At 69.2% G+C, this 14,896-nt stretch carries 4 protein-coding genes; 2 read left to right on the top strand and 2 right to left on the bottom strand.

What is annotated here, in order from left to right; translation table 11 throughout:
- Positions 1 to 221: 221 nt before the first annotated feature.
- Positions 222 to 4,166 (bottom strand): FG-GAP-like repeat-containing protein, encoded by a 3,945-nt coding sequence (locus OG509_RS29395; RefSeq protein WP_406185581.1) that lies wholly within the window; start codon positions 4,164 to 4,166, stop codon positions 222 to 224.
- A 458-nt stretch (positions 4,167 to 4,624) separates the two neighbouring features.
- Here OG509_RS29395 and OG509_RS29400 point away from each other — a divergent pair, with 458 nt between their 5' ends.
- Complete coding sequence (locus OG509_RS29400; RefSeq protein WP_406185582.1) at positions 4,625 to 10,870, top strand: RHS repeat-associated core domain-containing protein; 6,246 nt, start codon at positions 4,625 to 4,627, stop codon at positions 10,868 to 10,870.
- Between the two features lie 22 nt (positions 10,871 to 10,892).
- Complete coding sequence (locus OG509_RS29405) at positions 10,893 to 11,171, top strand: hypothetical protein (RefSeq protein ID WP_406185584.1); 279 nt, start codon at positions 10,893 to 10,895, stop codon at positions 11,169 to 11,171.
- A gap of 89 nt (positions 11,172 to 11,260) precedes the next feature.
- On the opposite strand, the gene cobN is transcribed toward OG509_RS29405, so the two are convergent.
- The gene (gene cobN, locus OG509_RS29410) at positions 11,261 to 14,872 is read right to left on the bottom strand and encodes a cobaltochelatase subunit CobN (protein WP_406185585.1); all 3,612 of its coding nucleotides are present in this window, start codon (positions 14,870 to 14,872) and stop codon (positions 11,261 to 11,263) included.
- Positions 14,873 to 14,896 lie beyond the last annotated feature (24 nt).

Raw genomic sequence — 14,896 nt, forward strand, 5'->3', positions numbered from 1 at the left:
ACGAGATCAGCAGCCCTCTACCCCTGCCGTCGCCGGGACAAGGAAGAGTTCACCGCTTCAGGTGACGGATGCCCCGTTCCGGGACGCGGGTGCCTCGTGGGGGATAAGTGCCCGGTCCCGCCGTACCGCCCTACCGCCCTACGGCCGTACGCGTGCGGCGCATGGCTGAGGGGTGAGGCCCCGGAGACGGGACCTCACCCCTCGATGTTCACGGTCGTGCGTCAGAGGACGACGTCGTAGCCGTTCCAGCCGTTGCCGATCAGGATGCGGCCCTGGTTCGGCAGGAAGTCGTAGAGCTCCCCGTTGTTCAGGACGCCGACGTGCTCCGCAGCGCCGTCGCTGTTGAGGTCGGTCGGGTACGGGGTCCATCCGCCGACCCACCAGCCGTTGCCCTCGAAGGTCCGGGCGCCGAAGGAGATCTTCCCGTCAGCGCCGGTGGCGTTGGGGAAGAGGTACACGTCTCCCTGGTCGGTGCGGCCCACGATGTCGATCTTGCTGTCCCCGTTCATGTCGGCGTACCGCAGCGTCTCCCAGCCGCCGGGCCAGAAGCCGTTGCCGATGAACGTGCGTGGACTGAGCGTGCTGGTGCCGGTTCCGCCGGCTCCCGGGTAGACCCACAGGTCCGCATTCCCGTCGCGAGCGAAGACGTCGGTGCGACCGTCGAGGTTGACGTCACCGAAGCCCAGGTCGTAGCCGTTCCAGCCGACACCGATCAGGTAGCGGGGAGCGAATGCGTTGGTCTCGGTACCGTTACCCGGGAAGAGGTAGAGGTCGCCCTCCTTGGTGCGGCCGACGATGTCGGTGCGGCCGTCGTTGTTGAGGTCGGCGGTGTAGAGGTTCGTCCAGTAGTCGCGCCAGAACCCGTTGCCGATGAAGTAGCGGGCGCCGAGCGTGCCGGTGCCGCTCCCGCCGGTCCCCTTGTAGATCCACGCGTCGCCCTGGGCGTCGCGGGCGAGGACGTCGGTGAAACCGTCGCCGTTGTAGTCGGGCCGGCTCTGCGAGCCGCTCGTCCACAGGCTCTGGCCGGAGGCGTTGTAGATCACGAGCACACCGCGGCTCTGCACCACGGCGTAGGAGTACGGGGTGTTGGTCTTGCTGCTCCACAGGGCGGTGGTGCCGTCGGCGGCGTAGACGACGAAGTTTCCGTCGTTCTGCATACGGGCCAGGGCGCCGTTGTGGCCGCCGGTGTTCGTTGCCCAGATCTGCTTGTTGTCCTTGGTGGTCAGGACCAGGTTGCCGTCGGCCCGCATGACGAGCTTGGAGTTGCCGGAAGGGAACTCCTCGCCCGAGGCCAGGGTGGTGCCCGCCGGGATCTTCGCGCCGGGCACGCCGTCGATCTGGTACTGGGCGGAGAAGCCCGTGACGGTGCCGCCGGAGGCGAGTCCGTTCCACCCGACGACCGTGTTGTCGGCCTGACGGGCCCACAGGTCGCTTACGCCGTCACCGGAGACGTCGCCCACCGAGCCGATCTGCGGGAAGGCGGCCTGGGTGACGCCGCTGCCGATCTTGGTACGGGTCTGGGTGCCCCACGTGGCGAGGTCGACGCTCTGGCCGTCCGTGCCCTTCTTGCCGTAGGTGCGCAGGATGTCGCCGGTGGCGTTGTCCCGGAGCCAGAGGTCGGGAACCTTGTCCCCGTTGACGTCGCCGGGGGCGACGACCGTGTACTTGTCCCAGTCGGTGTTGCCGACGAGCACCGGCTCCCCGTTGCCGTCGAGGGTGCCGAAGACGCTGCCGTAGTACGCCCAGAGCTGCTTGCCCTGCTTGACCAGCAGATCGGGCGTGCCGTCCCCGTTGAGGTCGCCGGGCGCGAGGACCTGCTCGGCGTTGTACCAGTGGTCGTCACCGTTCCAGTCCGGACCGTAGTCGCATCCGGCGCCGGGGTTCTTCACGGGGCACGCCACCGTCATCTCGACGGGGTTGTCCGCGCCGCCCTGGCCGTTGTTGGCGTAGGCGAAGAGCTTCTTGGCCGTCATCCCGGCCGGCTGTTCGAGGGAGACGAGGTCGTTGTACCCGTCACCGTCCCAGTCCCCGAGCGTGTCGAGCCGGGCCCCGTTGAAGTTCTTGCCGGCCCTGGTCGCGGCGGTGAACTTGCCGTTGCCCTGGCCGGCGTAGGTCAGGAGGTTGCCGAAGGAGTCGTTGCTCCAGATGTCGCGGTTCCCGTCGCCGTTGAGGTCTCCGGGAGTGTCCAGGGCCGCCGAGCGGGCGGCGTAGAAGAGGTATGCCGTGGTGTCGGAGCGGTTGCCGGCCGCGTCCTGGCTGAAGGCGTAGACGAAGTGCGGGCCGGCGCCGGGCGGGGTGAGCTGGACGTCGACCGAGGCACCGGGGGCCACGGTGGCGCTCTTGAGCTCGGGGTTCCAGTCGGTGTAGTACCCGTACCAGGTCGCGTCCTTCACGCCGTTGGCGGCGAGGGTGAACGAGCCGGGCGTACGGGCCTTGCCGGTTCCGGCGGGCCAGCCGCTCTTCCCGTCGGGGAAGAGGGTCGAGCTGATCTTCGGTGCCTTGGCCGGCCGGGTGCGGTCGACCGAGAACTTGCAGGTCTGCGACCAGGCGGAAGCGGCGTTGTCCTGGTCGGTCGCGCGGACCTTCCAGGTGTAGTCGCCGTCGGGCAGGCTGGTGTCAGGGACGTTCCACGTGGCGACCTTGCCGTTGTTGGCGGGGAGCGTCTGTGTGGCGACCGGTGTGCTCTGGCCGGCCTTGAAGATCTGGTACTCGGCGCTCAGGTTTCCGGCGTCGGGGTCCGAGATCGTCGAGTAGAGACCGATCGTGGTGTTGCCGATCTTTCCGCCCTCGACGCAGGGCACCCAGGGCGAAGTGCCCGGATCGGCGGGGGTCCGGGGCGGGTTGTTGTACTCCGTCTCCAGGGTGATCGTCTTCGGGTCGAAGCGCTTCCACTGGTACTGGTCGCTCTCGTTGGACGCGTACAGGCCCAGCGTCACGCTGGACCAGCCCTTGGACGCGGACTCCTTGGCGGCCGCGGTGGCGTCGAACTCGAGGTTGCCGGCGCCGCAGTCGGGGCGGCCCTTCGCGGCGGAGACGGTCGCCAGCTTGCTGCCCTTGCCGGGCTGGCTGTTCCAGGTGGTCGCGGAGGAGATGGGGCCGGTGGTCCACAGCTCCACGGGAGTGGGCGTGCAGGACCAGGACCACGTCTCCTTGATGCGGAACGTCGACTTGGTGACCTGGGCGCCCTTGAGGTTGGCGGTGTCGAGCTGGAAGAAGGAGCGCGACAGCCCGTTCGTCTCGCTCTCGTAGCCGACGCGGACGTCCTGCTTGGTGTTCCAGTACGAGTTCTTCGGCCAGCTCCGGTACGCCCAGGCCCAGTTCTGGCGCTCGCCCCAGGCGACCGAGGGGTCGATGAACACGGGGTACTTCGTGGCCGCGCCGGTCAGGAGGGCCTGGTCGGGCTTGATCTCCAGGTTGCCACCGGTCACGGCGGTGGGCATCTGCGCGTCCTTGGCCCCGGACGGGGTCACGAAGGCGTCGGCGGGCGCGGCGGGTTCGCCGCCGTCCGCCGCGGCGGCGAGCGAACGGGCTGCCGTCTTGGCCTGCGGAGCGGCGGCGGCACCGGTCGTGGTGGAGTCCCACATCATGGGTGCGGACGCGGTGAACACGGTCTGGCCCGCGGGGTTGACGGCGCTCAGCAGGCCGGTGGTGGCATTGCCGGAAACGTTGAGGCCCACGGTGTCGAGCTTGAACTTCAGGGTGGCGAGGTCGGGGTGCTTGGCGGCCTCGGCCGTCTTGACGACCAGCAGCTCCGAGAAGCCCTCGACGTCGGCCTTCAGCTGCAGGTCCACGTCCGGCAGCACGTTGGCGTAGGTGGCCACGTTCGCGGCCAGAGTCGGCTTGGGCAGGGCCTTCGGCCAGGTCAGCGACAGCGTGCGGCCGTCCTTGACCCCGGTCAGCAGGGGCCCGGTGCCGCCGCCGGAGAAGGTGATGTTGACCGCCGACGCCTTCGGGGCCACGGTGCCGTCCGCCGCGAACTGCAGCGTCGGATCGGTCGCCACCCACGCGCCGGCCCGCCGCACGCGCACCGTCGTCCCGTACCGCTTGACGGTCCACTTGCCCGTCGGCAGCGCCCAGGTGTCCGAGGTCTCGGTGCGCGCGGAAGTCAGCTCGTAGGGCTGGCCCGTTTCCTTGGCCTTGGCGAGCGCGAAGTCGGCTGCGCTCATAGAGCCCTCGGCAACCGGATCCGTTGCGGCGGCGGCGGTGGTCGGGGGCTGTATTACGGCCAATCCGGTGGCGACAATTCCGCTTATCAGGGCCACGGAAATGGCCCTCGAAATCCCCCGCCCGCCCGGCGCACCGGAGAGGGTCTCTTTTCTTCTCACGCACACTCCAACTGTTGGATATTCCGGGCCAACTCTACGCGAGGCGCCGACATCCAAACGCTCTGACCTGCAGCTTTTATGTCAATCTTAGATGACCTGTCCTCATTGGTCCGCAAGATCCACTTTGCAGCAATTGCTGCGGTCGAAGGCCCTATGGAAGCCGTCAACGAGGGCCCGGATTGGTGAATTCGCCCTGTTAGTCTGCGCCGGTAAATTGTTATGAATGGTTGGGGTGGGGTGTGAGAAAATCTCGCATGCGAGGGCTTTCTGTGGCGTTGGCCGCAGCAGTCCTCTCAGGCATGCTCCCTGGCGCTGTTGCCGTAGCGGACAGCAAATCGGGGCCTTCGCTGCCGGAGCTGAAGCAGCCGAAGGCGGTGCCGGTCAAGCCGGTCCGTGCGGGTGGGGCGAAGAAGGCCGATGACGCGGCGACGCCGTGGAAGGCTCCGAAGGTCTCCTGGCCGGCCGCGGGTTCGGCGGAGGTGGACCTTTCCTCGGCCTCGGGTCCGGTCTCGAAGTCGTTCCTCGCCGGTGCGGCGCAGGCTCCGGCCGTCGGTTCGGGCTCGCAGCAGGCGGGCAAGCTCCCGGTGGCGGTGTACGTGGCTCCGGGCAAGGCGGCCGAGGCGCCGTCGAAGGTGAAGGTCTCCGTCGCCGGCAAGGACGCGGCGCGCAAGGCGGGCGTCGACGGCGTACTGCTGTCGGTGGGCCGCTCGGACGGCTCCGTGCGGTCCGCGTCGGCGAAGGTCGAGGTGGACTACAACTCCTTCCGGGGTGCCTACGGCGGCGACTACGCCTCCCGCCTGCACCTGGTGGAGCTCCCGGCCTGTGCGCTGACCACTCCCGATCGCGCGGAGTGTCGTACGCAGAAACCGTTGCAGACGCAGAACGACACGCGCGCGGGCAAGCTGTCCGCGCAGGTCACCACGGCGGGTGCCACGGCACCTTCGGCGAAGTCGGGCCAGTCGGCGATGTCGGCCGCCGCGAGCGGCGGTGCGACCGTACTCGCCGCGACGGCGGGCGATGCCGGTCCGACGGGTGACTACAAGGCGACGTCCTTGCAGCCGTCCGGTTCCTGGTCCTCCGGCGGTTCGAGCGGTGGCTTCAACTGGTCGTACAACGTCAGCGTTCCCGCTGTGCCCGGCGGGCAGGCGCCTCAGATCGGGCTGGCTTACAGCTCGCAGTCGGTCGACGGCCGGATGAGTGCGTCGAACAGCCAGGCTTCGTGGATCGGTGACGGCTGGAACTGGGAGCCGGGGTTCATCGAGCGCAGGTACAAGGCGTGCAACGACGACAAGACCGGCGGCACCAACACCACCAAGGTGGGTGACCAGTGCTGGTTCAACGACAACGCCACCATGTCCCTGGGCGGCAAGTCGACCGAGCTCGTGTACGAGCAGGGCAAGGGCTGGCACCCGGCCACCGACTCGGGTGAGAAGGTCGAGAAGCTCACCGGCGCCAACAACGGTGACAACGACGGTGAGCACTGGAAGATCACCACGACCGACGGCACCCAGTACTTCTTCGGTCTGAACCGCCTCCCGGGCTGGAAGGACGCGTCGACGCCGACGACGAACTCCGCCTGGACGGTCCCGGTGTTCGGCAACCAGGCGGGCGAGCCCTGCTACAACGCCTCCTTCGCGTCCGCGTGGTGCCAGCAGGCCTGGCGCTGGCAGCTTGACTACGTGGTCGCTCCCGGCGGGGCCGCGATGGCGTACTACTGGAAGACCGAGACGAACAACTACGGCCGCAACGTGTCGGAGACCACCGGCAAGGCCACGGTCACCCCGTACATCCGCGGCGGCTGGCTGGACCACATCGACTACGGCCTGCGCTCCGACTCGGTCTACTCGGCCAAGGCGATGGGCCAGGTCACCTTCGACGTCAACGAGCGCTGCCTGACCGGCTGCGGCACCTTCGACGAGACGAATTCCAAGAACTGGCCGGATGCGCCGTTCGACCTGTTCTGCAAGGACGGGTCGACCGAGTGCAAGGGCCAGTGGTCGCCGACGTTCTGGTCGCGCAAGCGTCTGACCGGCATCAACACCAAGGTCCTGACCGGTGGTGCGTACCAGGACGTCGACTCCTGGACCCTGGACCAGAACTTCCCGCCGGCGGGCGACGGCATCTCCACCCCGCTGTGGCTGAAGTCCATCACCCGCACCGGCAAGGCGGGCGCCGCCACGGACACCCCGCTTCCCCCGGTCACCTTCACCGGTGAGCAGCGCCCGAACCGGGTGGATGCCACCGGTGACGGTCTCGCGCCGTACATCCGGCTGCGGATGTCCCAGGTGAACACCGAGAGCGGTGGCACCATCGGTGTCACCTACTCCCAGCCCGAGTGCACCCCTTCGACCCTGCCGAAGCCGGACGGGACGAACACGACTCGCTGCTACCCGGTCAAGTGGGCCTGGGAGGGTGACACCTCGAAGGTCGACTGGTTCAACACCTACGTGGTGTCCCAGATCGTCGAGGGCGACAACCTCGCCTCCACCCCGGACAAGGTGACCTCCTACACCTATGTGGGCGGAGCAGCCTGGGACAAGGACACCAGCGAGTTCACCAAGCCTGAGGACCGCGTGCACTCCGTCGCCCGCGGCTATGAGCTCGTGCAGACGCGAACCGGCGCCGCAAGCGACCCCAAGACGCTCTCCGAGACCCGCTACTTCCGTGGCCTGGACGGCAAGGACGTCAAGGACTCCGCAGGTGTCGCGGTCACGGACCGGCCCGAGTTCGCCGGGATGGTCCGCGAGTCGGCCACGTACGAGGGCGACGACACCGCCAAGCTGGTGACTGCCACTTCCAAGTCGCCCTGGCGCTCGGACCTCGTGGCCAAGCGCGTCCGTTCGGGCCTGCCCGACCTCGTCTCCTACAAGACGGGAACGGAGAAGGAAGCCACCCGTACCACCGTCACCGGTGGTACGCGCACGACCGAGACCTCCCGTCACTTCGACGAGTACGGCATGGTCGACTGGGAGTCCTCGACCGGCGACACGGCCAAGGCGGGTGACGAGACCTGCACCACGACCACGTACGCGCGCAACACCGCGACCTGGACGCTGGACAAGCACAGCCGCGTCGAGACGGTGGGTGTGCCCTGCGGTACGGCCGCCGGCCGTCCCGCCGACGTGATCGCCGACACCCGTACCTACTTCGACAACGGCGCGCTCGGCACCGTTCCCGGTTCGGGCCTGGTGACGAAGACCGAGAAGATCAACGGCAAGGGCGACGGCTACGACGCCGTCTCCACCGTCCCGTCCACATGCGGCGCTGCCAAGAACGAGCTCTGCTACGACGCCTACGGTCGGGCGCTCGCCACAGCTGACGCCTACGGCAAGGTCACCACGACGGCCTACACCCCGGCCGCGGGCGAGGTGCCGGCCTCGATGACGGTGACGAACCCCCTGGGTCACACCACGGCGTCGGACCTCGACCCGCTGCACGCGCAGCCGACGAAGGTGACCGACCCCAACGGCAAGGTGACCAGCACGGAGTACGACGCTCTCGGGCGGGTGGCAAAGGTCTGGCTCCCGAACTGGACGGCCGCCGACAACCCGAACAGCCCGAGCCGTGTCTTCGAGTACACGGTCCGAAATGACGGCCCGAGCGTCGTGACCTCCAAGACGCTGACGCACGACTACAAGTACTCCATCGTCTACTCCATCAGGGACGGCCTGCTCCGCGAGCGCCAGACGCAGACGCAGTCCCCCGACCTGACCGGACGTCTGGTCACGGAGACGTTCTACGACACCCGCGGCCTGGCCTGGCGCAACTCCGGCACCTACTACGCCGACGGTCCGCCTTCAGCCGATCTGGTCACGGGACAGGAGCTCAACTACCCGGCCTCCACCGACACCGTCTTCGACGGCGCCGGCCGGACGACCGCGGTGATCTCCAAGAAGTTCGGCACCGAGACCAAGCGCGCCACCACCAGCTACACCGGTGACACCACCACGGTGATCCCGCCCCAGGGCGGAACGGCGACCACCACGGTCGTCGACGCGCTGGGCCGCACCACCGAGGTCAAGCAGTACACCAACGCCGCGCGCACGACCTCGCAGTCGACGCTGTACACCTTCAACACGCTCGGCCGTCTTGCCCAGGTCACCGACCCGGCCAACGCGAAGTGGACGTACACCTACGACGTCCGCGGCCGCCGGATCGAGGACAGCGACCCGGACAAGGGCGTCACCAAGAGCAACTACGACGCCGGCGACCGGGCAAGCGACGTCACCGATGCCCGCGGCATCACCGTGCACACCGACTACGACGACCTCGGCCGCCCCACCACGGTGAAGCAGGGCGCCACGATCCTGACCGCGCAGGTCTACGACACGGTCGCCAAGGGCCAGGTGACGAAGTCCACGCGCTACGTGGACGGCAAGGCGTACGAGTCGGAAGTCCTCCTCTACAACAGCCTCTACCAGCCCCTCACCACGAAGGTGACCATCCCCTCCACCCCCGACACCGGGGCGCTGGCCGGCACCTACCAGTGGACGAACACCTACAACATCACCGGTCAGATCCTGACGACCAAGCAGCCGGCCATGGGCGACCTGCCCGCCGAGACGGTAGGCAGCACCTACAAGTCGGTCTCGGGCCTGCTCAACAACATGGCCGCCGGCAGCAGCCGCCTCGTCTCGGCGATGACCTACGACCACTACGGCCGTAGCACCCGCCAGGAACTCGGGGCCATCGGCCAGCGCCTGTACCGCTCCACCGAGTACGACGAGCACACCGGCGCGATCAGCCGCGCCTACACCGACCGCGACCTCGCACCCCAGCGGATCGAGGACACCAAATACACCAACGACCCCGCGGGCAACCTGACCTCCATCGCCACCGCGTACGGCCAGGACGCCGCCCGCACCACCGACACCCAGTGCGTCAACCTCGACGCGCTGCGCCGCATCACCCAGGCATGGACCAACAACGGCGAGACCTGTGCCGCCACCCCGTCGACGTCCGTCATCGGCGGCGAGGACCCGTACTGGACCACGTACACCTACGACGCGGTCGGCAACCGCAAGACCGAGACCAAGCACAAGACGGCCTCGGGCCCGACCGCCGACACCATCCGCACATACGCTGCGCCGACCGTCGGGAAGCACGACCTCACCAAGGTCACGCAAACCGGCACCGACCCCCACGACGAGACCTTCACCTACGACGAGACCGGCAACACCAAGACCCGCAAGAGCGGCACCGGTGAAACCCAGTACCTCGACTGGGACGTCGAAGGACACCTGAAGACCCTCAACCAGGGCACCTCCAGTAACTCCTTCCTCTATGACGCGGCCGGCCAGCGCCTGCTCCGCAAGGACACCAAGAGCACCACGCTCTACCTTCCGGGCGGCAACGAACTCCACCTGGACAAGGCCGGAAAGGTCACCGGCACCCGCTACTACGACGGCGTCGCCATGCGTGAGGGCGGCAAGCTCACCTTCACCCTCACCGACCACCACGGCACCGGCACCACCCAGATCACCGCGGACGCCACCCAGGCCGTGACCCGCCGCAAGACCGGGCTCTTCGGCGAGACCCGCGGCACCCAGCCCACCGGCTGGACGGGCGACAAGGGCTTCGTCGGCGGAACCAAGGACGCCGACACCGGCCTCACCCACATCGGCGCTCGCGACTACGATCCCCTGACCGGGCGGTTCATCTCCGTCGACCCGATCATGGACCTGAAGGACTCGCAGCAGCTCCACGGCTACACCTACTCGAACCAGAACCCCTTCACGTTCTGGGACCCCACCGGCAAGCAACTCGAAGAGTGCGCCAGCGGCATGTACAAGTGCCACAACGGCAACGACCCGTACGACTACGGAAACCGCTACGAGACCATAGTGGAATCCGTCGGCGGAACCCTCGACCCGGAGTACGTTCGCCTGAAGCACTATGGGTGCGCGAACTCCGCTTGCCGCAGCTCGGGCAGTTCGGGCAGCTCACGCAGCTCAGGGCGGACGGGCGGCTCCACCGGTTCCGGCAACGGCACCCAGGCACCGCCTCCGCCCCCGCCCCCGGTGGTGGTGCTTGCGGCTTCCGAGCCGCATCCGCAGAGCGACAACCGCAGCCTGTGGGAGAAGACGAAGGACTGGTTCGGCGACAAGTGGGACAAGTACACGCTGCCCGTCGAGGCGAATGACACCAGCGGGGCATGCCTGAGCGGCTCGCTCGGGATCGGCGGAGGTGTCACGGCCTCGGTCTGTCTGATCGGAACCAGCCGGCCCGACGGCAAGACCGAGTACGGTGTGAGTTTCAGCAAGGGCACTGAAGCCCCTTCCGTGGGGGCAAATCTGCAGCTTTCGGGTATGCGCAGCAATGCGACGGACTTCGAGCAGCTGCGAGGTGACGGCTGGGGCGGCAGCCTGACGGCGTCCTACGGACTGTCGCTCTCGACGGCCCATGAACGCTCGATCGGCTCCAGGAACATCAGGAACGAGCCCGTAGGAACCACCAGTTTCAGCGCGGGTATCGGTGTCGGTGCGGAGGTCGGCCTCAGCCAGACCTACGGCACCAGGATCGGGCACCTGTTCACCCTGGACTGAAGGTGAAAGTAAAGTGGCACATATGACAGATGAGGCTCACGTGGTGATGACCACAGCAGGACGGGTGTCTTCCGAGGCGAGCGTGCCCTCCATCATTTTCATGGCACTGTTCGCGGCGCTCGGATTCCTGCTGGCACTCAATGTCAAGGGAATCGCAGACCGGTTCAACGACCTGGTGGCCACCGTGACGTTTGGCATGTTTGACGCCCATCAGACCGGTGTGTACCGCATTGTCGGTGCGGGCCTGGCGCTGCTCGGGTGCATCGGGGTCGCGGTCGAGGTGGCCGTCGGGCTCGGCTGACGCGGCGGGGGCATAGCCTCCCGGCCAAGAAGAAGACCGTCCTCCTCACCCTTCAGTGGTGAGGAGGACGGCCTGCGTTTCGGACGCGACTACTCCGAGTCGGCCTCCAGGTTGCCTTCCGTGTCCAGGTAGACCTGGCGGAGGGATTCGAGGATCTGGGGGTCCGGCTTTTCCCACATGCCGCGGGACTCGGCCTCCAGGAGGCGTTCCGCGATGCCGTGCAGGGCCCAGGGGTTGGCCTCCTCCAGGAAGGCGCGGTTCTCCGGGTCCAGGACGTACGTCTCCGTCAGCTTGTCGTACATCCAGTCCGCCACCACGCCCGTCGTGGCGTCGTAGCCGAAGAGGTAGTCCACCGTCGCCGCCAGCTCGAAGGCGCCCTTGTAGCCGTGGCGGCGCATCGCCTCGATCCACTTCGGGTTCACCACGCGGGCCCGGAAGACGCGGGACGTCTCCTCCACCAGCGTGCGGGTCTTGACCGTCTCCGGGCGGGTCGAGTCGCCGATGTACGCCTCCGGGGCCGTGCCGCGCAGGGCGCGGACCGTGGCCACCATGCCGCCGTGGTACTGGAAGTAGTCGTCCGAGTCGGCGATGTCGTGCTCGCGGGTGTCCGTGTTCTTCGCGGCCACCGTGATCCGCTTGTACGCCGTCTCCATCTCGGCGCGGGCCGGGCGGCCCTCCAGGCCGCGGCCGTACGCGTAGCCGCCCCAGACCGTGTAGACCTCCGCGAGGTCGGCGTCCGTACGCCAGTCGCGGGAGTCGATCAGCTGGAGGATGCCGGCGCCGTACGTGCCCGGGCGCGAGCCGAAGATACGGGTCGTCGCGCGGCGCTCGTCGCCGTGGACGGCCAGGTCGGCTTGCGCGTGGGCCCGGACGTAGTTCTGGTCCGCGGGCTCGTCCAGGCTCGCCGCCAGCCGGACCGCGTCGTCCAGCAGGCCGATGACGTGCGGGAACGCGTCCCGGAAGAAGCCCGAGATGCGGAGGGTGACGTCGATCCGGGGGCGGGCGAGTTCCGCGAGGGGGATCGCTTCGAGCCCCGTGACGCGGCGCGAGGCCTCGTCCCAGACCGGGCGGACGCCGAGCAGGGCGAGGGCCTCGGCGACGTCGTCGCCGGAGGTGCGCATCGCGCTCGTGCCCCACAGGGACAGGCCCACGGAGGCCGGCCACTCGCCGTTGTCCGTGCGGTAGCGGGTGAGGAGGGAGTCGGCCAGGGCCTGGCCCGTCTCCCACGCGAGGCGGGAGGGGACGGCCTTCGGGTCCACGGAGTAGAAGTTCCGGCCCGTGGGGAGGACGTTCACCAGGCCCCGGAGGGGGGAGCCCGAGGGGCCCGCCGGGACGAAGCGGCCGTCCAGGGCGCTCACCACGTGCGCGATCTCGTCCGTCGTGCCGGCCAGCCGCGGGACGACCTCGCGCGCCGCGAAGTCCAGTACGGCCGCCACGTCCGCCGAGTGACCGGCCGCGACCGAAGCCACCGCCTCCGGCGCCCAGTTCGCGTCCTCCATCGCCTGCACCAGCGCGCGGGCCGTCTCCTCCGCCTCGTCGGCGGTCGTCCGGGTGGCCGCGGACTCGTCGAGGCCGAGCGCCTCGCGCAGGCCGGGCAGGGCCGTCGTACCGCCCCAGATCTGGCGGGCGCGCAGGATCGCGAGGACCAGGTTGACCCGGGCCTCGCCGGTCGGCGCGCCGCCCAGGACGTGCAGGCCGTCGCGGATCTGGGCGTCCTTGACCTCGCACAGCCAGCCGTCGACGTGCAGCAGGAAGTCGTCGAAGCCGTCGTCGTCCGGGCGCTCCGCCAGACCCAGGTCGTGGTCGAGCTTCGCGGCCTGGATCAGCGTCCAGATCTGCGCGCGGATGGCCGGCAGCTTCGCCGGGTCCATCGCGGAGATCTGCGCGTACTCGTCGAGGTGCTGCTCCAGGCGCGCGATGTCGCCGTACGACTCCGCGCGAGCCATCGGCGGCACCAGGTGGTCGACCAGGGTGGCGTGCACGCGGCGCTTGGCCTGGGTGCCCTCGCCCGGGTCGTTGACCAGGAAGGGGTAGATGAGGGGGAGATCGCCGAGCGTGGCGTCCGGCGCGCAGGCAGCGGACAGGCCGGCGTTCTTGCCCGGCAGCCACTCCAGATTGCCGTGCTTGCCCAGGTGGATCATCGCGTCGGCGCCGAAGCCGCCGTCCTCCGCGCGCGCCTGGATCCAGCGGTACGCGGCCAGGTAGTGGTGCGAGGGCGGCAGGTCCGGGTCGTGGTAGATCGCGATCGGGTTCTCGCCGAAGCCGCGCGGCGGCTGGATCAGGATGAGCAGGTTCCCGCGGCGCAGGGCCGCGAGGACGATGTCGCCCTCCGGGTTGGCCGAGCGGTCCACGAACATGTTGCCCGGGGCCTCGCCCCAGTGCTGCTCCACGCTGCCGCGCAGCTCGGCCGGGAGCTCGGCGAACCACCGCTTGTAGTCGGCGGCCGGGATCCGGACCGGGTTGCGGGCCAGCTGCTCCTCGGTCAGCCAGTCCTGGTCGTGGCCACCGGCCTCGATCAGGGCGCGGATCAGCTCGTCGCCGTCGCCGGAGACCAGGCCCGGGATGTCCTCGACGGGGCCGAAGTCGTAACCGCCCGCGATGAGGGTGCGCAGCAGTTCCACGGCGCTGGCCGGGGTGTCGAGGCCGACCGCGTTGCCGATGCGGGAGTGCTTGGTCGGGTACGCGGAGAGGACGAGCGCGACCTTCTTGTCGCGGCGCGCGATGTGCCGCAGCCGGGCGTGCCGCACCGCGATGCCGGCGACGCGGGCGGCGCGCTCGGGGTCGGCCACGTACGCCGGCAGCCCGTCCTCGTCGAACTCCTTGAAGGAGAACGGGACGGTGATCAGGCGGCCGTCGAACTCGGGCACGGCGACCTGCGTCGCGGCGTCGAGCGGGGACAGGCCCTCGTCGTTCTCCTCCCAGGCGCTGCGCGAGCCGGTCAGGCACAGGGCCTGGAGGATCGGGACGCCGAGCGCGGCGAGCGCGCCCGCGTCCCAGGACTCGTCGTCGCCGCCGGCCGAGGCCGTGGCGGGCTTGGTGCCGCCCGCCGCCAGGACCGTGGTGACGATCGCGTCCGCCGACTCCAGCTCGGCGATCAGCTCCGGCTCGGGGCTGCGCAGGGAGGACACGTACAGCGGTACGGGCGTACCGCCGGTCTCCACGATCGCGTCGCACAGGGCGTGCACGAAGGCGGTGTTGCCGCTCATCTGGTGGGCGCGGTAGTAGAGCACCGCGATGCGCGGGCCGTACGGGCGCACCGGGGTGCGCTCCAGCGGGCCCCAGGTGGGCGCGGCGGCGGGCGGCTCGAAGCCGTGGCCGGTGAGCAGCACGGTGTCGGAGAGGAAGCGGGCCAGCTGGTCGAGGTTGGCGGGGCCGCCGTGCGCGAGGTAGCCGTGCGCCTCGGCCGCGATTCCGATCGGGACCGTCGAGGCCTCCATCAGCTGCGCGTCCGGGGCCTGTTCGCCGGTGAGGACGACCACCGGGCGGGTCTGCGCCGGCGCCAGGAGCAGGTCGAGGCCGTCCTGCCAGGCGCGCAGGCCGCCGAGGAGGCGTACGACGACCAGGTCGACGCCGTCGAGCAGGGCGGGGAGGTCGTCGAGGGGAAGGCGGGAGGGGTTCGCGAACCGGTACGGCACGGGGCCGTCCGCGGCGGCGCGGGCGCTGAGCAGATCGGTGTCGGACGTCGACAGCAGCAGGATCATGCGGCGGCATGCCTTCCTCGGGGT

The sequence above is a fragment of the Streptomyces sp. NBC_01006 genome, from assembly GCF_045162725.1.
Classification (GTDB): domain Bacteria; phylum Actinomycetota; class Actinomycetes; order Streptomycetales; family Streptomycetaceae; genus Streptomyces.